This is a genomic window from Streptococcus viridans (genome assembly GCF_900636365.1).
GTDB lineage: Bacteria > Bacillota > Bacilli > Lactobacillales > Streptococcaceae > Streptococcus > Streptococcus viridans_A.
Genome location: NZ_LR134266.1, coordinates 533,024 through 553,850 on the forward strand (window position 1 = coordinate 533,024; position 20,827 = coordinate 553,850).

Annotated in this window: 21 protein-coding genes and 1 other annotated feature; of the genes, 18 read left to right on the forward strand and 3 right to left on the reverse strand. The window is 43.1% G+C overall.

The window, feature by feature from the left end; genetic code table 11:
* Positions 1–95 precede the first annotated feature (95 nt).
* The 9 genes from ftsA to EL081_RS02960 all read left to right on the forward strand — a co-directional run bounded on the left by ftsA (position 96) and on the right by EL081_RS02960 (position 9,523).
* Complete coding sequence (gene ftsA, locus EL081_RS02920; protein WP_126403900.1) at positions 96–1,448, forward strand: cell division protein FtsA; 1,353 nt, start codon at positions 96–98, stop codon at positions 1,446–1,448.
* A gap of 15 nt (positions 1,449–1,463) precedes the next feature.
* A complete protein-coding gene (ftsZ, locus tag EL081_RS02925) occupies positions 1,464–2,741 on the forward strand; it encodes a cell division protein FtsZ (protein ID WP_126403901.1) in 1,278 nt (425 codons plus the stop codon).
* Between the two features lie 2 nt (positions 2,742–2,743).
* Positions 2,744–3,412 carry a YggS family pyridoxal phosphate-dependent enzyme gene (locus tag EL081_RS02930; RefSeq protein ID WP_126403902.1) on the forward strand — a complete coding sequence of 223 codons (669 nt, stop codon included), beginning with the start codon at positions 2,744–2,746 and terminating at the stop codon, positions 3,410–3,412.
* Between the two features lie 9 nt (positions 3,413–3,421).
* Complete coding sequence (gene sepF, locus EL081_RS02935) at positions 3,422–4,051, forward strand: cell division protein SepF (RefSeq protein ID WP_126403903.1); 630 nt, start codon at positions 3,422–3,424, stop codon at positions 4,049–4,051.
* A gap of 1 nt (position 4,052) precedes the next feature.
* Positions 4,053–4,313 carry a YggT family protein gene (locus EL081_RS02940; RefSeq protein ID WP_126403904.1) on the forward strand — a complete coding sequence of 87 codons (261 nt, stop codon included), beginning with the start codon at positions 4,053–4,055 and terminating at the stop codon, positions 4,311–4,313.
* Positions 4,310–5,098, forward strand: a complete 789-nt coding sequence (locus EL081_RS02945) for an RNA-binding protein (protein ID WP_126403905.1) — start codon at positions 4,310–4,312, stop codon at positions 5,096–5,098. The genes EL081_RS02940 and EL081_RS02945 overlap by 4 nt, the downstream gene beginning before the upstream one ends.
* Positions 5,099–5,107: 9 nt before the next feature.
* A complete protein-coding gene (locus EL081_RS02950) occupies positions 5,108–5,977 on the forward strand; it encodes a DivIVA domain-containing protein (protein ID WP_126403906.1) in 870 nt (289 codons plus the stop codon).
* Positions 5,968–6,184: a binding site (T-box leader), on the forward strand. Its footprint overlaps the gene before it by 10 nt.
* A gap of 51 nt (positions 6,185–6,235) precedes the next feature.
* Positions 6,236–9,028: an isoleucine--tRNA ligase gene (ileS, locus tag EL081_RS02955; RefSeq protein WP_126403907.1), complete on the forward strand. Its 2,793-nt coding sequence runs from the start codon at positions 6,236–6,238 to the stop codon at positions 9,026–9,028.
* 60 nt (positions 9,029–9,088) lie between these two features.
* A complete protein-coding gene (locus EL081_RS02960) occupies positions 9,089–9,523 on the forward strand; it encodes a GNAT family N-acetyltransferase (protein WP_126403908.1) in 435 nt (144 codons plus the stop codon).
* Between the two features lie 80 nt (positions 9,524–9,603).
* Here the strand turns inward: EL081_RS02960 and EL081_RS02965 are convergent, their stop codons facing one another.
* The 3 genes from EL081_RS02965 to EL081_RS02980 form a co-directional block, all read right to left on the reverse strand.
* Positions 9,604–9,906 carry a DUF1827 family protein gene (locus EL081_RS02965; protein WP_006596776.1) on the reverse strand — a complete coding sequence of 101 codons (303 nt, stop codon included), beginning with the start codon at positions 9,904–9,906 and terminating at the stop codon, positions 9,604–9,606.
* Between the two features lie 67 nt (positions 9,907–9,973).
* Entirely contained in the window at positions 9,974–10,423 is a 450-nt protein-coding gene (locus EL081_RS02970) for an NUDIX hydrolase (RefSeq protein WP_126403909.1), read from the reverse strand.
* A gap of 259 nt (positions 10,424–10,682) precedes the next feature.
* Entirely contained in the window at positions 10,683–12,950 is a 2,268-nt protein-coding gene (locus tag EL081_RS02980; RefSeq protein ID WP_126403910.1) for an ATP-dependent Clp protease ATP-binding subunit, read from the reverse strand.
* A 229-nt stretch (positions 12,951–13,179) separates the two neighbouring features.
* On the opposite strand from EL081_RS02980, the gene EL081_RS02985 reads away from it, so the two are divergent.
* The 9 genes from EL081_RS02985 (at position 13,180) to recN (ending at position 20,827) form a co-directional block, all read left to right on the forward strand.
* Positions 13,180–13,410: a DUF1797 family protein gene (locus EL081_RS02985; protein ID WP_006596773.1), complete on the forward strand. Its 231-nt coding sequence runs from the start codon at positions 13,180–13,182 to the stop codon at positions 13,408–13,410.
* A 156-nt stretch (positions 13,411–13,566) separates the two neighbouring features.
* Positions 13,567–14,421 (forward strand): bifunctional methylenetetrahydrofolate dehydrogenase/methenyltetrahydrofolate cyclohydrolase, encoded by an 855-nt coding sequence (locus EL081_RS02990; RefSeq protein WP_164555429.1) that lies wholly within the window; start codon positions 13,567–13,569, stop codon positions 14,419–14,421.
* Between the two features lie 132 nt (positions 14,422–14,553).
* Positions 14,554–15,408 carry an NAD(P)H-hydrate dehydratase gene (locus tag EL081_RS02995; RefSeq protein ID WP_126403912.1) on the forward strand — a complete coding sequence of 285 codons (855 nt, stop codon included), beginning with the start codon at positions 14,554–14,556 and terminating at the stop codon, positions 15,406–15,408.
* 112 nt (positions 15,409–15,520) lie between these two features.
* Entirely contained in the window at positions 15,521–16,861 is a 1,341-nt protein-coding gene (xseA, locus tag EL081_RS03000) for an exodeoxyribonuclease VII large subunit (RefSeq protein WP_126403913.1), read from the forward strand.
* Positions 16,839–17,051, forward strand: a complete 213-nt coding sequence (locus EL081_RS03005; RefSeq protein WP_006596769.1) for an exodeoxyribonuclease VII small subunit — start codon at positions 16,839–16,841, stop codon at positions 17,049–17,051. Before xseA ends, EL081_RS03005 begins: the two co-directional genes overlap by 23 nt.
* Positions 17,048–17,935 (forward strand): polyprenyl synthetase family protein, encoded by an 888-nt coding sequence (locus EL081_RS03010; protein WP_126403914.1) that lies wholly within the window; start codon positions 17,048–17,050, stop codon positions 17,933–17,935. The genes EL081_RS03005 and EL081_RS03010 overlap by 4 nt, the downstream gene beginning before the upstream one ends.
* Positions 17,916–18,731: a TlyA family RNA methyltransferase gene (locus EL081_RS03015; RefSeq protein WP_126403915.1), complete on the forward strand. Its 816-nt coding sequence runs from the start codon at positions 17,916–17,918 to the stop codon at positions 18,729–18,731. Before EL081_RS03010 ends, EL081_RS03015 begins: the two co-directional genes overlap by 20 nt.
* Positions 18,724–19,155, forward strand: a complete 432-nt coding sequence (locus EL081_RS03020) for an arginine repressor (protein ID WP_006596766.1) — start codon at positions 18,724–18,726, stop codon at positions 19,153–19,155. The genes EL081_RS03015 and EL081_RS03020 overlap by 8 nt, the downstream gene beginning before the upstream one ends.
* A gap of 7 nt (positions 19,156–19,162) precedes the next feature.
* A complete protein-coding gene (gene recN / locus EL081_RS03025; RefSeq protein WP_126403916.1) occupies positions 19,163–20,827 on the forward strand; it encodes a DNA repair protein RecN in 1,665 nt (554 codons plus the stop codon).

The window sequence follows — 20,827 nt, forward strand, 5'->3', positions numbered from 1 at the left end:
GGGCATTTTTGTGTTATAATGAAATTTGGATAGTTCTAACTAAAATGGAGCTATTAATTGACGTATAGGAAAACAAAAGAGAGAGGACTGGTGTAATGGCTAGAAACGGCTTTTTTACAGGTTTAGATATCGGTACTAGTTCAATAAAAGTATTGGTGGCAGAACATGTCAATGGAGAAATGAATGTAATTGGAGTCAGCAATGCGAAAAGTGCTGGCGTCAAAGATGGAATTATTGTTGATATTGAGGCTGCTTCGAATGCGATTAAAAATGCAGTAAGCCAAGCAGAAGAAAAAGCAGGAATTTCAATCAATCTTGTTAACGTTGGGTTGCCAGCGAACCTTCTTCAAATTGAAGCAACTCAAGGAATGATTCCTGTAACCAGTGATTCAAAAGAAATTACGGATGCAGATGTTGAAAATGTTGTCAGATCTGCATTAACAAAGAGTATGACTCCAGACCGTGAAGTCATTACCTTTATTCCAGAAGAATTTACAGTCGATGGTTTCCAAGGAATTCGCGATCCACGTGGAATGATGGGGATCCGTTTGGAAATGCGTGGACTCTTGTATACCGGTCCTAGAACTGTCCTCCATAATTTACGGAAAACAGTTGAACGTGCTGGATTGCAAGTTGAGAACATCATTATTTCACCACTTGCAATGATTAAGTCTGTATTGAACGAAGGAGAACGAGAGTTTGGTGCGACCGTCATTGATTTAGGTGGAGGACAAACGACAGTAGCTTCTGTTCGTAATCAAGAACTTCAATTTACAAATATCTACCAAGAAGGTGGCGACTACGTTACAAAAGATATTTCTAAAGTATTGAAAACCTCTCAAAAATTAGCAGAAGGTTTGAAATTCAACTATGGAGAAGCTTATGTTCCATCTGTGGGAGATGAGGTCTTCCATGTTGAAGTAATCGGTGAAGTAGAACCTGTTCAAGTATCTGAAAAATATTTGGCAGAAATTATTTCAGCACGAATCAAACACATCTTCGACCAAATCAAACAAGATCTTGAAAGAAGACATTTGCTTGATTTGCCTGGAGGAATTGTCATCATCGGTGGTGGCGCTATTCTCCCTGGTATTGAAGAATTGGCGCAAGAAGTCTTTGGTGTAAATGTGAAATTGTATGTTCCAAATCAAATTGGTATCCGCAATCCAGCTTTTGCCCACGTGATTAGTTTGTCCGAATATGCAGGAAATCTAACAGATGTAGATATTCTTGCTCAGGCTGCTGTACATGGAGACCAACGTCTTCGTCAGCAACCAATTCAATTCGAGCGTCCCGTACAGCAACCAGTTGTTCCAGCATATGTACCGGAAGAAATTGAGCCTGTAGTTAACGTCGAGCAACAACATCCAGTTGAAGAACAAAAACAAGAAGAAAAAACTACCTTTACAGACCGAATGAAGAATTTAATCGGTAATATGTTTGATTAAGGAGTGTAAGTATTTATGACATTTTCATTTGACACAGCAGCGGCACAAGGTGCAGTTATTAAAGTAATCGGTGTCGGTGGCGGTGGCGGCAATGCCATCAACCGCATGATTGACGAAGGAGTTGCTGGTGTAGAATTCATCGCAGCAAACACAGACGTACAAGCACTTTCAAGTGCAAAAGCAGAAACAGTTATCCAATTGGGTCCTAAGTTGACTCGTGGTTTGGGTGCTGGAGGTCAACCTGAGGTTGGTCGTAAAGCCGCAGAAGAAAGTGAAGAAGTATTGACAGAAGCTTTGCAAGGTGCAGACATGGTCTTCATCACTGCAGGGATGGGTGGAGGATCTGGTACAGGTGCTGCACCAGTCATCGCTCGTATTGCTAAAGCTGTTGGTGCTTTAACAGTAGCCGTTGTGACGCGTCCTTTCGGATTTGAAGGAACAAAACGCGGAAACTTTGCAATCGAAGGAATCAATGAACTTCGCGAACATGTGGATACTTTGTTGATTATTTCTAACAACAACTTGTTAGAAATTGTAGATAAGAAAACACCACTTCTAGAAGCATTGAGTGAAGCAGATAATGTTCTTCGCCAAGGGGTTCAAGGAATCACTGACTTGATTACAAGCCCAGGATTGATTAACCTTGACTTCGCTGACGTGAAGACTGTTATGGAAAACAAAGGAAATGCCTTGATGGGTATTGGTGTTGGTAATGGTGAAGAGCGTGTCATTGAAGCAGCTCGTAAAGCTATCTACTCACCACTCCTTGAAACAACCATTGACGGTGCTGAAGACGTGATCGTCAACGTTACTGGTGGTTTGGATATGACCTTGATTGAAGCAGAAGAAGCTTCTGAAATTGTTAACCAAGCAGCTGGCCATGGCGTAAACATTTGGCTCGGTACATCTATTGATGAATCTATGAAAGATGAAATCCGCGTAACGGTTGTTGCAACGGGTGTTCGTCAGGACAAGGTTGAAAAAGTTAGTGGAATTGCATCTCATACACCAAGTTCAGCACGTTATTATCAAACTGGACCACGTGAACATCGTCCACAAACTCCACAATTCGATCGCGAATTCGATTTGAAGGAAGAAATCGACATGCCTACTCCTCAATCACGTGCTAAACAAGAAACACCTCGTGGATCTGCGTTTGGAGATTGGGACATTCGTCGTGAAAACATTGTACGCCAGTCTGATGCTAGCACTGGTCGTCAAGTAGAACGCTATGTGGATTCTTCTTCAGAAGATGATGAGTTGGAAACACCACCATTTTTCCGTAATCGTTAAGAATGAATCTGATTGAAAATAAAGAGCGTATATTCTCGCAGGTTGCACAAGCAATGGAAACAGCAAACCGCACTGATCAGGTGAATGTAATTGCTGTTACTAAGTATGTTGGTATCGACCAAGCTAAGGCTCTGGTTGATACAGGAGTCCGTCATATCGGTGAAAATCGTGTTGATAAATTTCTAGAAAAATACCAAGCTCTAAAAGATGAGGGACTCACCTGGCATTTGATCGGTAGTCTCCAACGTCGTAAAGTAAAAGAAGTTATCAATTTTGTAGATTACTTCCATGCTTTAGATTCTATGAAGCTTGCCCAAGAAATTCAAAAAAGGGCGAGTCACCCAATTAAATGTTTTATACAAGTCAATATCTCTGGAGAAGAAAGTAAGCATGGCTTTGCTCCTGAAGAGCTCGATGCTCTTCTTCCAGAAATAGAAGCCTTGGATAACCTACAAATTGTTGGCTTAATGACGATGGCTCCTTTTGAGGCAAGTCAGGACGAGTTGCAAGACATATTTGCAGCAACTCACCAACTTCAAAAAGAATTACAAAAGAAACAGTTGAAAAATATGCCCTTTACAGAGTTAAGCATGGGAATGAGTCGTGATTATGATGTAGCAATTGCTAACGGTGCGACTTTTGTGCGAATTGGGACCTCATTTTTCAAATAGGAAAGAATTATGTCATTTAAAGATAGATTTGATCGATTGATTGATTATTTTACTGAAGATGGAGATGAGTACGATGTGCAAGAAGCGCCTGCTCAAGCAGTCGGTGCTAGCCAACCTGTATCATCCCCTAAACCAGTACAACCATCATCAAAACCACGTCAAAAAGCTGTAGTAGCTGCCAAGGAGCAGAAACCTACTCCTGTTGCAGCAAGTCGTCCACAAGTAGCTTCTACAGCAGTGGTTGAATCAGCTTCATCTCAAAAATCATCTTCTGAAAATATTACTCGACTTCATCAACGTCAACAAGAATTGGCAAGAAATCGTTCTGCTGCAGATGAGAAGATTACGATTGATGTCCGCTACCCTCGTAAATACGAAGAAGCAACTGAAATTGTTGACTTGTTGTTGGCAAACGAAAGTATTCTCATTGACTTCCAATATATGACTGAAGTTCAAGCGAGAAGATGTTTGGATTATTTGGATGGTGCTCGCTATGTATTAGCTGGGAATCTACGTCGTGTTGCAAGTACTATGTACTTACTAACACCAATCAATGTGGTTGTGAATATCGAAGATATTCGCCTTCCAAATGATGTCGAAGTTGCTGAGTATGACTTTGATATGAAACGAAATCGTTAATATGTTTGTCCTACAATTAGTTAGAAATTTCTTTCAGGTTTTTGAGCTAGTACTAATCATCTATGCTTTGCTTAGTTGGTTTCCAAATGCATCAGAATCGGATTTAGCTAAAATGGTTCAACGGATCGTCGAACCATTTTTGAGCCTATTTAGAAAGATTCCTTTGCAATTTGGTGGGTTAGACTTTACAGTCATGTTTGCCTTACTTGCTCTATCCGTAGTGGAACGGTTTGTCCTTCAATTTTTGGTGCAATTTATATGACCAAGGGATTTTATCAACACTATAGTCCAGAAGACCACGTCTTTATCGATCGAGTTCTAGAATTAGTGGCTCGGGTGGAGCAACAGTATAGTTTTGAACTGACTTCCTTTTTAAATCCACATCAGGTTGATATTTTACGACAAATTGGTGCCCACCACGGTTTGCAGGTGTTTTCAAGTGCAGAAATCTATCCTACAGAATATGCACGAGTGATTCTTGCTCCTAGCTACTATCAGTTAGAGGCATCTGATTTTGAAATTAGCTTGTTAGAAGTTCTTTATCCGGATAAGTTTTATCGGTTAAGTCACTCTCAAGTTTTGGGCTCGCTTCTCCATCAATTAGGCATAGAAAGAAAGTCTTTTGGAGATATTCTAGTTGGACAAGGGAAGATTCATATCTATGTGGATGAACGTTTCTCCTCCTATTTCAAAGAGAATCTTAAGAAGATCGCAAAAGCATCTGTGAAGATTCGTGAGATTGACTGTCGAGAACGAATCACCGTAGACGAACCATCCAAACTCAAAGACCTATTGGTTACTAGTGTTCGACTTGATAAACTAGTAGCTTCTACCTTTAAACTTGCTCGGTCTGTAGCTGTTCAATTAGTTCAGTCTGGCCAGGTAAAGGTGAACTATGCCACTATTGATAATCCTAGTCGGATGATCCAAGTAGCAGATTTAATTAGTGTTCGAAAGTATGGCCGATTTAAAATACTATCAGAAAATGGCCTATCAAAAAGTGGAAAATACAAATTAACGGTTGAAGTATTTTCCAGTAGAAAATAAGGAGGAACTATGGCACTTACAGCTTTAGAAATCAAAGATAAACGCTTTTATGTAAAATTTAGAGGCTACGATGCTAAAGAAGTTGAAGAGTTTCAAGACATGGTCTACAGAGACTATGAAAAATTAGTTCGTGAAAATCATGAATTAGAAACAAAAATTAGTGCGTTGGAAGAACGCTTGAACTACTTTGACGAAATGAAAGACTCTTTGAGTCAATCAGTATTAATCGCTCAAGATACAGCAGAACGTGTGAAACATGCAGCAAATGAACGCTCAGAAACAATCGTTCGTCAAGCGGAGCAAGATGCTCATCATTTAGTTGAAGAAGCAAAAGCGAAAGCAAATGAAATTCTCCGTCATGCTACAGACAATGCTAAGAAAGTTGCTGTAGAAACGGAAGAATTGAAGAATAAGACGCGTGTCTTCCACCAACGTTTGAAATCAACTATCGAAAGCCAATTGAGCATCATTGATACACCAGAATGGGATGAAATTCTTCGCCCAACTGCTATGTATATTCAAACCAGTGATGAAGCTTTCCGTGAAGTAGTTGAAAAAGCTTTGGAAGAAACGGTTCATCATAACTACGATGATGAATCAATTGATTTGACTCGTCAATTCTCACGCGCTGAAATTGAAGAATTGCAAAAACATATTGAAGCTGTAAATCGTGAATTGTCTGCGACTCAAGCTTTTGAAGGATTGAATGAAAAAGTTCAAGAAGCTTTGGAAGAAGTAGAAAAAAATCAGGTAGATCAAGATTCTATTGATGAAATTGTTCTAGATACTCCTCAAGTTGCGGATATCGATGCGCCAGAAGTTGCTGATATTGATGCTCCTGAAGGGGAAGAACAACGGGAATCTGTTTCAATTTTATAATCTGTAAAAACAGTGATCTTATCAAATAGTTTTAGCGAGCAGGTGATGGTGGAAGACCTGTACTTCCTTTGATAAGATTGATCCTTTTACAAATCTTAGTGGTGAAATAAGTAACCACTAACGCTGGTCAGCGTTAGCGACAAAAGAGGAGAAAGAGAGTACTCTCTTTCTTGAATGAAGGTGGTACCACGATTTGTCGTCCTTTTTGGCGAGGTCGTGGTCTTTTATTTTGTATGATTATTTTTTAGAGGAGACACCATGAAACTCAAAGAAACACTGAATTTAGGTAAGACAGAGTTCCCGATGCGGGCTGGTCTACCTACAAAAGAGCCAGTTTGGCAAAAAGAATGGGAAGAAGCAAAACTTTACCAACGTCGTCAAGAATTGAACCAAGGAAAACCACATTTCACCTTGCATGATGGCCCTCCGTATGCCAACGGGAACATCCACGTAGGACATGCTATGAACAAGATCTCAAAAGATATCATTGTTCGTTCTAAGTCTATGTCAGGCTTTTATGCACCTTACATCCCAGGTTGGGATACTCATGGTTTGCCAATTGAGCAAGTTTTGGCAAAACAAGGTGTTAAACGCAAAGAAATGGACTTGGTTGAATACTTGAAACTTTGCCGTGACTATGCCCTTTCTCAAGTAGATAAACAACGCGAAGATTTTAAGCGCTTGGGTGTTTCAGGTGACTGGGAAAATCCATATGTAACCTTGACGCCTGACTATGAAGCAGCGCAAATCCGTGTCTTCGGTGAAATGGCTAATAAAGGTTATATCTACCGTGGAGCTAAGCCTGTTTACTGGTCTTGGTCATCTGAGTCAGCTCTAGCTGAAGCGGAAATTGAATACCATGACTTGGTTTCTACGTCCCTTTACTATGCCAATAAGGTTAAGGACGGAAAAGGTGTCCTTGATACAGATACTTACATCGTCGTTTGGACAACAACTCCATTCACCATCACGGCTTCTCGTGGTTTGACTGTTGGTGCGGATATTGATTACGTCTTGGTGCAACCAGCTGGCGAATCTCGTAAGTTTGTGGTTGCTTCAGAATTGTTGAACAGCTTGTCTGAGAAATTTGGTTGGGCGGATGTTCAAGTTTTGGCTACTTACCGTGGTTCAGAATTGAACCAAATTGTGACAGAGCACCCATGGGATACAGCAGTAGATGAACTCGTTATCCTTGGCGACCACGTTACAACAGATTCCGGTACTGGTATCGTCCATACAGCCCCTGGTTTTGGTGAGGATGACTACAATGTCGGTGTTGCCAATGGTCTTGAAGTTGCTGTGACTGTTAACGAACGCGGAATCATGATGGCCAATGCAGGTGCAGAGTTCGAAGGTCAATTCTACGACAAGGTAGTGCCAACGGTTATTGAAAAACTTGGTGATTTACTTCTTGCTCAAGAAGAAATCTCTCACTCCTACCCATTTGACTGGCGTACGAAAAAACCAATCATCTGGCGTGCAGTGCCTCAATGGTTTGCCTCTGTCTCAAAATTCCGCCAAGAAATCTTGGACGAAATTGAAAAAGTGAAGTTCCACTCAGAGTGGGGTAAAGTTCGTCTTTACAACATGATCCGTGACCGTGGTGACTGGGTGATTTCTCGTCAACGTGCTTGGGGTGTGCCACTTCCAATCTTCTATGCAGAAGACGGAACACCAATCATGACAGCTGAAACCATCGAGCATGTAGCTCAACTCTTTGAAGAACATGGTTCCATCATCTGGTGGGAACGTGATGCCAAAGACCTCTTGCCAGAAGGATTTACCCATCCAGGTTCACCAAAAGGTGAGTTCAAGAAAGAAACAGACATCATGGATGTATGGTTCGACTCTGGTTCATCGTGGAATGGTGTCGTAGTTAATCGCCCCGAACTTAAATATCCAGCAGACCTCTACCTAGAAGGTTCTGACCAATATCGTGGTTGGTTCAACTCATCTCTCATCACATCTGTGGCTAATCATGGTGTTGCACCATACAAACAAATCTTGTCGCAAGGTTTTGCTTTGGACGGTAAAGGTGAGAAGATGTCTAAATCTCTTGGAAACACCATTGCTCCAAGCGATGTCGAAAAACAATTTGGTGCGGAAATCTTGCGTCTCTGGGTAACCAGTGTAGACTCAAGTAACGACGTGCGTATCTCTATGGATATCTTGAGTCAAGTTTCTGAAACTTACCGTAAGATTCGTAACACCCTTCGCTTCTTGATTGCTAACACATCTGACTTTAATCCAGCTGAGGATGCAGTAACTTACGAAGAACTTCGTTCTGTTGATAAGTACATGACTATCCGCTTTAACCAACTTGTTAAGACCATTCGTGACGCTTATGCAAACTTTGAATTCTTGACCATCTACAAGGCGCTTGTTAACTTTATCAACGTTGATCTGTCAGCCTTCTACCTTGATTTTGCTAAAGATGTTGTCTACATCGAAGGTGCCAAATCTCTTGAACGCCGTCAAATGCAAACAGTCTTCTATGACATCCTTGTCAAAATTACTAAGCTCTTGACGCCAATCCTTCCTCACACTGCGGAAGAAATCTGGTCATATCTTGAGTTTGAAGCTGAAGACTTCGTTCAATTATCAGAATTGCCAGAAGCTCAAACCTTTGCGAACCAAGAAGAAATCTTGGATACCTGGGCAGCCTTCATGGACTTCCGTGGACAAGCTCAAAAAGCCTTGGAAGAAGCACGTAATGAAAAAGTGATTGGTAAATCACTTGAAGCTCACTTGACAGTTTATCCAAATGAAGTGGTGAAGATTCTTCTTGGGGCAGTAGATAGTAATGTTGCTCAACTCTTGATTGTATCAGAATTGACCATTGCAGAAAGTCCAGCTCCAGAAGGTGCAGTGGCCTTCGAAGATGTTGCCTTCACTGTTGAACGTGCAGCTGGTGAAGTTTGTGATCGTTGCCGTCGTATTGATCCAAGTACAGCAGAACGTAGCTACCATGCAACTATCTGCGATCACTGTGCAAGCATCGTCGAAGAAAACTTTGCGGACGCAGTCGCAGAAGGATTTGAATCTAAATAATAAGATGTGAAAAATCGCAGGGAGAAAGTCTCCTTGCGACTTTTCAATAAAGAGGAACTGATGTGGTACCAAAAAGAATTTAAAGAACTAGAACTGAAAGAGTTTTACGAGATCGTTCAATTGCGTTTGGAGACCTTTGTCGTGGAACAGACAAGAATCTACAATGATCTTGACGCTATTGATCTTAGAGCTATTCACCTTTTTCATCAAGATGAGGAAGGACGCGTAGATGCCTATGCACGTATCTTTGAGACAGGGGCTACGATTCATTTTGGTCGAGTCGCTGTAGCCAAAGATAGTCGTGGCCAAGGACTGGGAAAAGACATGGTAGAGCAGATTTTGGACCTGTGTGAACAGAGATTTCCTGGGCGGACCACTGAAATTGAGGCCCAAGAACAGGTGGTTGGCTTGTATGAAAAGCTAGGTTTTCAAACGGTGAGCGAGCCCTTTATCTTGGCTTCTCCCCCTCACGTAAAAATGATCTATCAGAAATAAAGAATCCGTTCATCTCGATAATGAGATGAACGGATTTTTTTTGAAAAAAACAGCAAAGAAAAAAGTAAGGTAGAAGCACCTTACTTAGCAATTGGGAAAGAAATTTCAATTAGTTTATCAGAGTAGAGGGTCTTAATAGCAGATTGGTCAATGATTTGAAGATCAATCTTGCGTTTTAAAAAGAACTCACGAATTTTTTCAACTTCTGTTTCACGAATGGCACGGTGTTTGTTACTAATCAGCAATTCGTAATGAGTAGGAGCTTTGGTAAAGATAACGTCGGTGTTACCAGCTGAATAGACCTCAACAAGGGTAGCATCGGTACTTTCTAATTGACTTTTGACCAGAGTAGCATGACTATTTGTTGTATTCATAAGCTTCATGTGAGATCCTCCTAAGCTCTTTCTCCATTTATTATAGCACTTTTTTTTATTTTGTGAAAGAAGTCGCTTACAATTTTTGGGCAGATTTCCACATTTTGATTCCCCACTTATGACTTCCTCTTTTTAACCTGTCAATGGCTTCATCGATTGGGAACCAAGCAATGTTATTGAAATCCTCTAGAGGTTTTTGAGCTTCTACAAAGTCAGTTACTTCATAGATATAAGCAGGGTTATAGTAGTGGGTGTCGCGGTGACTGGAGTAAAAGTACTCATCTGCTTGGCCATAATACTCGCCGATCGTCGCAGTGAAGCCCAATTCTTCAATCAGTTCTCGCTCAAGTGCCAAGAAATGATCTTCTCCTGCCTCGATTTCACCACCTGGTAGGAACCAAGCTCCATTAGGTGCTTGGACTAGGATGATTTTATCCTTGGCTGGATTTGGAATCACCGCATAGACTCCATAACGATTGACATAGTTAACATTTTCTTCTTTTGTTCCAAAAGTTGCAACAGTCATATTAAAGCTCGCTTCTTATTTTTTTATCATTATAACATAGATGGACATAAAAAGCAGTAGGAGATAAAAATAAGAGAGTGGGACAGAAATCGGTAATTCGATAGAATTCGATTTCGTCGTCCCACCTCCGCACAGTTGAGTAGGGCTGTAAAAGCTGATGAAAGCAGCGTAGTAGAGCCCACTCAACCACTGCGTCTTGCTCGACAATCCAAAGACAATTGAGTGGCTAGGACTTTTGTCCCAGCCACTTTAAATGCGATTATTCAGTTCCTTTTTCTGCCTCGTTAGCAGGTTTGTTCTTTCCTTTAATGCAAATCTTTCCATTGCTGGTCATGACAGCCTTCAGATCTTTTTCACTAGGATTTTCTAAGTAGTAATCTGTAATGGCATCTTCGATATAGTCCTGAATGGTACGACGAAGTGGACGAGCTCCCATTTTTGGATCGTAGCCCAAATCAACCAATTTTTCCTTGACCTTATCGGTAACATCGAGGTGGATATCATTGTGGGCCAGGCGTTGATTGACATCATCGAGCATAAGAGTGACGATTTGAAGGAGGTTTTCTTTAGACAAGGATTTAAATTCAATAATACCATCAAACCGGTTCATGAATTCTGGACTAAAGAAGTTTCCAAGTTCACCGAGGATAGAATTGGTACGTCCTTCACGAGCTGCCCCAAAACCAACGTTAGCCTCCGCTTTTCCAGTTCCCGCATTAGAAGTCATGATGATGATGGTATCTTTGAAGCTCACTGTTCGTCCTTGACCATCTGTCAAGCGACCATCATCCAAGACTTGGAGGAACATATGCATGACATCAGGATGGGCCTTTTCTACCTCATCCAAGAGAATGAGAGAGTAGGGGTTGCGACGTACTTTTTCAGTCAGCTGGCCAGCTTCTTCGTAACCAACATATCCTGGAGGGGCGCCGACCAGTTTAGCAACGGCATGCTTCTCCATGTATTCGCTCATATCAAAACGAATCATACTGTCAGCAGAACCGAAGAGTTCGATAGCCAATTGTTTGGACAACTCTGTCTTCCCGACGCCAGTCGGTCCAACAAAGAGGAAGCTACCGATTGGACGGTTGGGCGTTCCAAGTCCTACCCGATTACGACGGATAGCCTTAGCAATTTTTTCAACAGCCTCATCTTGGCCGATGACATGAGCCTTCAAATCAGCTGCCAAATTGATCAATTGGGATTGTTCTTTTTCTTTCAAATCTCCAACTGGAATATTGGTCTTTTGTTCGACGATGTGTTCGATGGTCTTTTCGCTAATAACTGGCGTATCTTGATCAGTGACCTGTTGCCCTTGCATTTCTTTGTACTTAGCGATTTGGTCACGGAAGTAGGCAGCTTTTTCGAAATCTTCATCACGCGTCGCTTGGGCCTTGAGATTTTCAGCTTCAATTAAGCGTTGGTCAATGACCTTTGGATCGACGAAATTGAGGGTTAAATTCATCTTAGAGCCAGCTTCATCCAAGAGGTCAATGGCCTTGTCGGGCAAGAAGCGGTCTTGGATATAGCGATTGGAGAGGAGTGCTGCAGCTTCGATGGCACTATCTGTGTAGTGGACGTGGTGGTAGTCCTCATATTTCTTTTGAATCCCTTTGAGGATGGTGATAGTTTCTTCAACCGTTGGCTCATCGACCTTAACGGGTTGCATCCGGCGTTCAAGTGCCGCATCCTTCTCGATAATCCGGTATTCATTAAGTGTTGTCGCACCGACTAATTGCAATTCGCCACGAGCGAGGGCTGGTTTGAGGATATTTCCAGCATCCATGTTGCCGTCTCCAGCAGATCCAGCACCGACGATTTCATGAATTTCGTCGATGAATAAAATCACATCTTCACGGCGACGGATTTCCTCCATTAATTGTTGCATGCGCTCTTCAAATTGGCCTCGGATCCCAGTTCCTTGAACAAGACTAACAACGTCTAAGCGAATAACTTGCTTGCCTTGCAATTTATGAGGGACATCCCCATCGACAATCTTTTGAGCTAGCCCTTCTACGACAGCAGTTTTCCCGACACCCGGTTCACCGATCAAGACAGGGTTGTTTTTGGTACGACGGTTGAGAATTTCGATGACACGGAGAATCTCTTCATCACGACCAATGACCGGATCGATATCGCCACGACGAGCAATTTCTGTGACATTGATTCCGAACTCTTCTAAGAGGCCTTTTGGTTGTTGTTTGGCTTGGGCTCTATTCGGTCCTGAAGAACGACCGTTCCCATTTGAACCGTAGCCATTTCCGCCACCATAGCCCCCTCCAGATTGAGTTGGTGGCGTTTGAGGTTCTTGGGGGGCTTGGAAGTTGCCCAGTTGATTGAAGAAATCTTCAAAAGGATCCCGCCCTCCGCGATTTTGTTGGTTTAATCCTGCCAGGAGACTATTGTTAGGATCGGTTTTCATAATTTGATAGCAGTTCTGGCAAAGGTCTACTTGTTGTTGGTGACCATTCACATTTGTATAAAGATGAATGGTTGAATCGTTGATTTTACAGTTTTGACAAAGCATTCTCTTACCTCTTTCTCTAGAGTAAAAAGTGTAGAAACTATTGGTCAGAAATAGTCAAACTTTTATAGTTTCATTATAACAGTATTCTAAAAGTTTGCAAGAATTTAGTATGGAGTTCGGTTTTAGGCATGGAATAAAGAGGAAAAAAGTGGAAAAGTTGATTTTTATTGGAATTTCCTCCTTCTTTTATGATAAAATAGGAGAGTAGAAAGTAAATAGGAGAATCAAAATGGAATCACATTTGGTACGAATTATTAGCCGTTTGGAAGCGATGACGAAAGACGGTGGAAACTTAAAACGTAATTTTGAACGTGAAGGGGTTGTAGTTGCTGAAGTAGCTTACAACTATGATGAAGAAAATGGATCAGTATTTACTCTTCGTGATGTAGAAGCGCGTGAGACCTATACATTCGATAGCATTGACTTAATCGCAATGGAAATCTACGAATTGTTGTACTAAGAAGTATCAATCAAGAGTCTAGAGCATCTAGTCTCTTTTTTGTTGGAAGAAAACTGCTATAGTTTCTTCTTATAACCTTGTCTAATCAAGAAGTGTTAGGAACAGGTTCACAAATCTGATATAATAGAGAAGATATTGAATAGAAAAGAGAATGAGATGACACATGTGATTGATGGGAAGGCCTTGGCAATAAAATTACAGGGAGCATTGGCTGAAAAAACTGCTCGCTTAAAGGCTGAAACAGGTCAGGTCCCAGGTTTGGTGGTGATTTTAGTGGGAGAAAACCCCGCAAGTCAGGTCTATGTCCGCAATAAAGAACGCTCAGCTCTGGCGGCTGGATTTCGAAGTGAAGTCGTTCGAGTGCCAGAGAGTATTTCCCAAGAAGACTTATTGGCCCTCATTGATTGCTACAATCAGGATCCGCTCTGGCATGGTATTTTGGTCCAGTTGCCTCTACCAGCACATATCGATGATGAGGCTGTCTTGCTAGCCATTGATCCCAACAAGGATGTCGACGGCTTCCACCCTCTCAATATGGGTCATCTTTGGGCAGGTAATCCGGTGATGGTTCCCTCAACTCCTGCTGGGATCATGGAAATGTTCCGGGAATATGATATTGATGTCGAAGGGAAAAATGCAGTCGTCATTGGCCGTTCCAACATCGTTGGAAAACCAATGGCCCAGCTTCTTCTAGCAAAAAATGCAACGGTGACCTTGACCCATTCGCGGACTCATCATTTAGCTAAAATTGCTAGAAAAGCCGATATCTTAGTGGTGGCAATCGGTCGTGCAAAATTTGTTACAGCTGACTTTGTTAAAGAGGGAGCTGTCGTTATTGATGTCGGTATGAACCGTGACGAAAATGGGAAGCTCTGTGGAGATGTGGACTATGAACAGGTAGCTCCTCTAGCTAGTCACATCACTCCAGTACCAGGTGGCGTTGGTCCTATGACGATTACCATGCTCATGTCTCAGACCTATGAGGCAGCTGTTCGGGCCTTGAAAAAATAAACCAGCTTGGATGAAGTCGGGACAGTGTTTGTAGCTGTAGAATGATTAGAAAAATTTTGAAGGTTGGAACTTGCTTTCCTGCCTTTTTTTAGTCTAAACGTGATAAAATAAAGAGAGAAAGAAGGAAAGCTTATGTTAAGAGTTGACCAAATATTGCTGCAACAAGTTATTGTTAGCCGTCCGTCAGACTCCTACAAGGGAGACTATGGTCGTCTTCTCTTGATTGGAGGAACCTACCCTTACGGGGGAGCTATTATGATGGCTGCTATAGCAGCTGTTCATAGTGGAGCGGGCCTGGTAACGGTTGCGACAGACCAGGAGAATATTCCTGCTCTCCATAGTCAGCTACCTGAAGCTATGGCATTTGCTGTGACTGACCAAGAGTTATTGACTGAGCAAATCGCCAAAGCAGGCGTTATTTTGTTGGGGCCGGGTCTTAAGGACAATGATCTAGGGACACATCTTGTACAGCTAGTTTTTGACAGGGTTCAGCCTCACCAAGTGTTGATTCTAGATGGTGGAGCTATCAGCCTCTATACGCGCTTAGCTTTGCCTCTTCCTCAAGCGCATCTGGTCTTTACTCCTCATCAAAAAGAATGGGAGGTCATGTCAGGTATAGCGATTGGAGACCAAGGGGAAGAAACAACAAGGTTGGCTCTATCCCAACTTCCTCCAGCAAGTATTCTGGTCCAAAAGGGACCCCAGACTAAGATTTGGCAACAAGGGCAAGTAGATTATTACCAACTAACAGTTGGTGGTCCTTACCAAGCAACAGGTGGCATGGGCGATACCTTGGCAGGGATGATCGCGGGGTTTGCGGGTCAATTTCCACAGGTTGGGCTCTATGAGCGCGTGGCAGTCGCGACCTATCTTCATTCGGCCATTGCAGATGACTTAAGCAAGAAAGCCTACGTGGTTTTACCGACAAGCATTAGCAAAGAAATTCCAAAATGGATGAGGGATATCTGCCTTTCAAAAATCCAATAAAAAAGAAGTCTCAGATGATGAAATCTGGGGCTTTTTTCCGTAGGTAGAATCAGATTTTTCCGCTTATTTTTGGTATAATTTATACTAGAATTTTGCGTGTGAAAGGGGAACCATGTCAGAGTATTTATCGGTATCCAGTCTGACCAAATACCTCAAGTTGAAATTTGATAAGGACCCCTATCTGGAGCGGGTCTATTTGACGGGTCAGGTTTCGAATTTTCGGAAGCGTCCTAATCACCAGTATTTCTCTCTAAAGGATGAAAAGGCTGTGATTCAGGCGACTGTCTGGGCTGGAATCTATAAGAGTTTTGGTTTTGAGCTAGAAGAAGGCATGAAGATCAATGTTATTGGTCGGATCCAACTTTATGAGCCAAGTGGTAGTTATTCCATTGTCATCGAAAAGGCGGAGCCAGATGGTGTGGGCGCTTTAGCCATTCAGTTCGAGCAGTTGAAAAAGAAACTCCAAGAAGAAGGTCTCTTTCAAGAGAAGTTCAAACAGGCCATTCCCCAGTTCTCTAATAAAATTGGGGTCATTACCAGTCAGAGTGGAGCTGTTATTCGCGATATTATTACGACTGTTACTCGGCGTTTTCCTGGTGTGGAGATTCTCCTTTTTCCAACCAAGGTACAAGGAGAGGGGGCAGCTCAAGAAATTGTCGCCAATATCCAGAAAGCCAATGCTCGGACGGACCTAGATGTCTTGATCATCGGTCGTGGTGGTGGGTCCATCGAGGACCTATGGGCCTTTAATGAAGAGCCAGTTGTGCGGGCTATTTTTGAGTCTAGAGTTCCCATTATTTCCAGTGTGGGACATGAGACAGATACCACTCTGGCAGACTTTGTAGCAGATCGGCGGGCAGCCACTCCTACAGCTGCGGCTGAGCTAGCGACGCCTGTGACCAAGTTGGACCTACTCAATCATTTGCAGAAGCAGGAAGGGCGGATGGCAACCGCTATGCGCAATCGCCTAGTATATAATCGGGAGCGACTGCAAAAACTAAGCCAATCGGTCATCTTCCGTCAACCAGAGCGGCTGTATGATTCTTATCTGCAAAAAATAGATCAGATTCAGTTGCGACTGAAACAGGCTGTGTCAGATTCAGTTACCAGAAATAGCCGTCAGTTACAAGACCTCCGCCATCGATTGGCTTCTCAAGCGCCCCAGCATCAACTTGAGCGCTATCGAGACCAGATTCTCCAAATGGAGCGATTGATGACCTTGAAAATCAAGGAGCTCTACCAGACAAAAGCAGCAGATGCCAAGCGTCTATCAGAAGCTCTCTTGATGTTGGATACCAATCGCATCGTGGCTAGAGGCTACGCCTTGGTGCAGGCTGGAGATCATGTTCTGGATAGTGTAGATACAATCAAAGAAAAGGATGCCTTGACGCTAGTCATGCGGGATGGGCAAGTAGAAGTAGAGGTAAAGCATGTCGAAAGAAAAGAAATTTGAAGAAAATTTAGCTGATTTGGAAGCTATTGTCCAAAAATTGGAAAGTGGGCAAGTGCCCCTCGAAGAGGCCATCTCAGAGTTTCAGAAAGGAATGAAGCTATCAAAAGACTTGCAAGAAACGCTTGATCAGGCTGAAAAGACCTTGGTCAAGGTTATGCAAGCAGATGGCTCAGAAACGGAACTGGTATGATTTTAGAAGAAAAACTGCAAGGGGTTGAAAAAGCGATTGAAGGTTTCTACGAGACCAAACAAATCGCTCCCCGCTTGGTAGAATCCATCCTTTATTCAGTCCATGCAGGGGGGAAACGGATTCGGCCTTTGCTCTTATTGGAATTACTAGAGGCCTTTCATGCTCCAATCCTTGAGGCTCATTTTCAGGTAGCAGCCGCTCTTGAAATGATCCATACGGGAAGCTTGATCCATGATGATTTACCAGCCATGGATAATGATGATTATCGTCGTGGTCAATTGACCAACCACAAAAAATTTGGTGAAGACCTAGCCATCTTAGCAGGAGACTCACTCTTCTTGGATGCCTTTGGCTGTGTGGCAGAGGCGGATCTTCCAGCTTCTATCCGGGTGCAACTGATCGCCTCATTATCGGATGCTTCAGGGACAGCTGGGATGGTAGCAGGCCAAGTCTTGGATATGGAAGGGGAAGGAGCGAGCCTGACCTTGGGCCAGTTGCAAGTCATCCATGCCAATAAGACGGGACGACTGCTAGCCTATCCTTTCCAAGCTGCGGGGATCCTTTTAGAGCTTGAGCCAGCTGTTGCGACTCTCTTAGAGGAAATTGGCCTCCATTTAGGGTTGGCTTTCCAGATTCGGGATGATATTTTGGATGTGACAGCCGATTTTGCCTCTTTAGGAAAAACCCCTCAGAAGGACCTGCAGGCTGAAAAATCAACCTATCCAGCACTACTTGGTCTAGATGGAGCGCAGGCTTATTTGGATCGGGAGTTGGATGCCTGTGAGGACTTGCTCGATCGCATCTCTAATCAAGTTTCCTTCGAAGGGACTGGAATCAAGAACATAATAGAAAGACTTAGAATTCATGGTCAAGGAAAGAGTTGACGTACTGGCCTACAAGCAGGGACTATTTGAAACCCGGGAGCAGGCCAAACGCGGTGTGATGGCCGGTTTGGTTATTGCGGTCCATAATGGCGAGCGCTTCGATAAACCAGGTGAAAAAATTGATGAAGCGACTGAACTAAAACTCAAGGGTGAAAAACTCAAATATGTCAGTCGCGGTGGTCTCAAGTTAGAAAAGGCCTTGGACCTTTTTGAGATTAACTTGCAGGACAAGGTCACGCTAGATATTGGTGCCTCAACAGGGGGCTTTACGGATGTCATGCTCCAAAATGGAGCCGCCTTGGTCTATGCAGTGGATGTAGGGACCAATCAGTTGGCTTGGAAACTCCGGCAGGATCCTCGTGTCATCTCGATGGAGCAGTTCAACTTCCGCTATGCGACGTCTGAGGATTTTGAGCATAGACCAAGTTTTGCTAGCATTGATGTTAGTTTTATTTCCCTCAATCTCATCTTACCTGCCCTTCATGGGATTTTACAAGAAGGAGGCCAGGTGGTCGCTCTTGTCAAGCCCCAGTTTGAAGCTGGTCGGGAGCAGATTGGGAAAAATGGGATTATCAAGGATGCCAAGGTCCATCTGTCCGTCTTGGAACAGGTTCAAGGCTTTGCGTTAGAACATGGCTTCTCTGTCTTGGGAGTGGATTATTCACCGATTCAAGGGGGCCATGGCAACATTGAATTTTTACTTTATTTAGAAAAAAATACCGGGCAAAATTGTCTCAATCAGCAAGAGTTTGTAGCTGTCGTCGACAAAGCCCACACTGATTTTAAACATGAATAGTAAACAAAACCGATTAGAAAAAATACGCCGCTTTATTCGTGAAAATAAGGTCGGTACTCAGGATGCAATTGTTGAGCATTTGAAAGAAGCAGGGATTTCTGCGACACAAGCGACTGTTTCCCGTGATATTAAAGAGCTAGGGATTATTAAAACACCATTAAAAGGTTCAGCCTATGTCTATGAATTGCCACGCGTCCAACATAGTGGAAAATTAGCAGAAAATAATCTTCAATCGTTTGAACGCATGGGGAGTTTTTTGACCCTCAAGCTTGTCCCAGGGACAGCCTATTTAGTCAAGCGGCATCTGCAGGAAGATTTTGATGCCATCATCTTTAGTATGATTTCAGACGATAATAGTATTTTCATTGTGGCCCGCTCGGAAGAAAAGGCACAGTTTATCGAACAACGATTGATGGAATGGTAGGAGAGAGATGCTATTAGAAATTTCAATTAAAAACTTTGCCATCATTGAAGAAATCGCTCTGAATTTTGAGACGGGGATGACGGTTTTAACCGGTGAAACTGGAGCAGGAAAATCCATCATTATCGATGCTATGAATATGATGCTGGGGAGCCGGGCGACGACTGATGTCATCCGCCACGGTGCTCCTAAGGCTGAGATTGAAGGCCTCTTTGCGATTGATGAAAACCGTGCCCTTCAGCAGCTCTTTGAGGAGCAGGGCTTAGAATGGGCAGAGGAGTTGATTATTCGCAGAGAAATTTTTCAGAATGGTCGGAGTGTCAGTCGCATCAATGGGCAGATGGTTAACCTCTCCGTTCTCAAGGCGGTTGGCCAGCATTTGGTAGATATTCATGGCCAGCATGATCAGGAAGAACTGATGCGTGCTCCATTACATATCGCTATGCTGGATAGCTTTGGGGATGATGCTTTTTTTGCGACGAAGAAGGCCTATAGAGAGACCTTTGAGAATTACAAGTCCTTGCGTAAGCAGGTTTTGCAGATCCAAAAAAATAACCAGGAAAACCAAGCTCGCATCGAGATGCTGGAATACCAAATTTCGGAAATCGAGGCGGCCGCCTTGTCTCTGGATGAAGATGTCCAGTTAGAGCAAGAACGGCAACGCCTACTCAATCATAAGATGATTGCGGATACCCTAAGCAATGCCTACGCTATGCTGGATGCAGAAGACTTCTCCAGTCTTAGCAATGTTCGATCGGCCATGAATGATCTGCAAGGTATCGAAGAGTATGATCCAGAATACAAGACCTTGTCTGACCAACTGGCTGAGACCTACTATACTCTGGAAGATCTGACCAAACGCTTGGAGGATCTGGTAGATGGCTTGGACTTTGATGGCAATCGCTTGATGCAGGTAGAAGCTCGATTAGACCTAATCCACTCGATCACGCGTAAGTACGGCGGTCAAGTAAAGGATGTTCTTGATTATCTGGAGCAAATCAGCAAGGAATATAGCCTATTAACAGGAGGGGGAACCTCCTCTGAAGACTTAGAGAAAGAACTTAAATCCATGGAAGGTCAGCTGGTTGGCTTGGCTAAAGAATTGAGTCAAGGACGCCATGACTTAGCCCAGCAGCTGGAAGCAGAGATCCAGCAGGAACTAGCGGATCTCTATATGGAAAAAGCCCGTTTCCAAGTGCGTTTTACTCCATCTAAATTTAACCGTGAAGGGAACGAAACGGTTGAGTTTTATATTTCGACCAACCCAGGGGAGGACTTTAAGCCTTTGGTGAAAGTAGCATCAGGTGGAGAATTGTCCCGTCTCATGTTGGCCATCAAGTCAGCCTTTTCCCGCAAAGAAGGCAAGACCAGTATCGTCTTTGACGAGGTGGATACAGGGGTATCTGGTCGGGTCGCTCAAGCCATTGCTTCGAAGATTTATAAGATTGGGCGTTATGGACAGGTGCTAGCCATCTCTCATTTGCCTCAGGTGATTGCAGTAGCCGATTACCAGTTCTTTATCGAAAAAGTAAGTGATGAATTTTCAACGGTTTCGACCGTTCGTTTGCTCAGTCATGAAGAGCGGGTCGAAGAAGTAGCCAAGATGCTAGCTGGTGAAGATGTGACAGAAGCAGCCCGCATGCAGGCAGAACAATTGCTAAAACGACCGTTCTAA

Bases quoted from the DNA above. Each gene is read 5' to 3' on its own strand.
- ftsA (WP_126403900.1), top strand. From the start codon at position 96: ATGGCTAGAAACGGCTTTTTTACAGGTTTAGATATCGGTACTAGTTCA.
- ftsZ (WP_126403901.1), top strand. From the start codon at position 1,464: ATGACATTTTCATTTGACACAGCAGCGGCACAAGGTGCAGTTATTAAA.
- EL081_RS02930 (WP_126403902.1), top strand. From the start codon at position 2,744: ATGAATCTGATTGAAAATAAAGAGCGTATATTCTCGCAGGTTGCACAA.
- sepF (WP_126403903.1), top strand. From the start codon at position 3,422: ATGTCATTTAAAGATAGATTTGATCGATTGATTGATTATTTTACTGAA.
- EL081_RS02940 (WP_126403904.1), top strand. From the start codon at position 4,053: ATGTTTGTCCTACAATTAGTTAGAAATTTCTTTCAGGTTTTTGAGCTA.
- EL081_RS02945 (WP_126403905.1), top strand. From the start codon at position 4,310: ATGACCAAGGGATTTTATCAACACTATAGTCCAGAAGACCACGTCTTT.
- EL081_RS02950 (WP_126403906.1), top strand. From the start codon at position 5,108: ATGGCACTTACAGCTTTAGAAATCAAAGATAAACGCTTTTATGTAAAA.
- ileS (WP_126403907.1), top strand. From the start codon at position 6,236: ATGAAACTCAAAGAAACACTGAATTTAGGTAAGACAGAGTTCCCGATG.
- EL081_RS02960 (WP_126403908.1), top strand. From the start codon at position 9,089: ATGTGGTACCAAAAAGAATTTAAAGAACTAGAACTGAAAGAGTTTTAC.
- EL081_RS02965 (WP_006596776.1), bottom strand. From the start codon at position 9,906: ATGAAGCTTATGAATACAACAAATAGTCATGCTACTCTGGTCAAAAGT.
- EL081_RS02970 (WP_126403909.1), bottom strand. From the start codon at position 10,423: ATGACTGTTGCAACTTTTGGAACAAAAGAAGAAAATGTTAACTATGTC.
- EL081_RS02980 (WP_126403910.1), bottom strand. From the start codon at position 12,950: ATGCTTTGTCAAAACTGTAAAATCAACGATTCAACCATTCATCTTTAT.
- EL081_RS02985 (WP_006596773.1), top strand. From the start codon at position 13,180: ATGGAATCACATTTGGTACGAATTATTAGCCGTTTGGAAGCGATGACG.
- EL081_RS02990 (WP_164555429.1), top strand. From the start codon at position 13,567: ATGACACATGTGATTGATGGGAAGGCCTTGGCAATAAAATTACAGGGA.
- EL081_RS02995 (WP_126403912.1), top strand. From the start codon at position 14,554: ATGTTAAGAGTTGACCAAATATTGCTGCAACAAGTTATTGTTAGCCGT.
- xseA (WP_126403913.1), top strand. From the start codon at position 15,521: ATGTCAGAGTATTTATCGGTATCCAGTCTGACCAAATACCTCAAGTTG.
- EL081_RS03005 (WP_006596769.1), top strand. From the start codon at position 16,839: ATGTCGAAAGAAAAGAAATTTGAAGAAAATTTAGCTGATTTGGAAGCT.
- EL081_RS03010 (WP_126403914.1), top strand. From the start codon at position 17,048: ATGATTTTAGAAGAAAAACTGCAAGGGGTTGAAAAAGCGATTGAAGGT.
- EL081_RS03015 (WP_126403915.1), top strand. From the start codon at position 17,916: ATGGTCAAGGAAAGAGTTGACGTACTGGCCTACAAGCAGGGACTATTT.
- EL081_RS03020 (WP_006596766.1), top strand. From the start codon at position 18,724: ATGAATAGTAAACAAAACCGATTAGAAAAAATACGCCGCTTTATTCGT.
- recN (WP_126403916.1), top strand. From the start codon at position 19,163: ATGCTATTAGAAATTTCAATTAAAAACTTTGCCATCATTGAAGAAATC.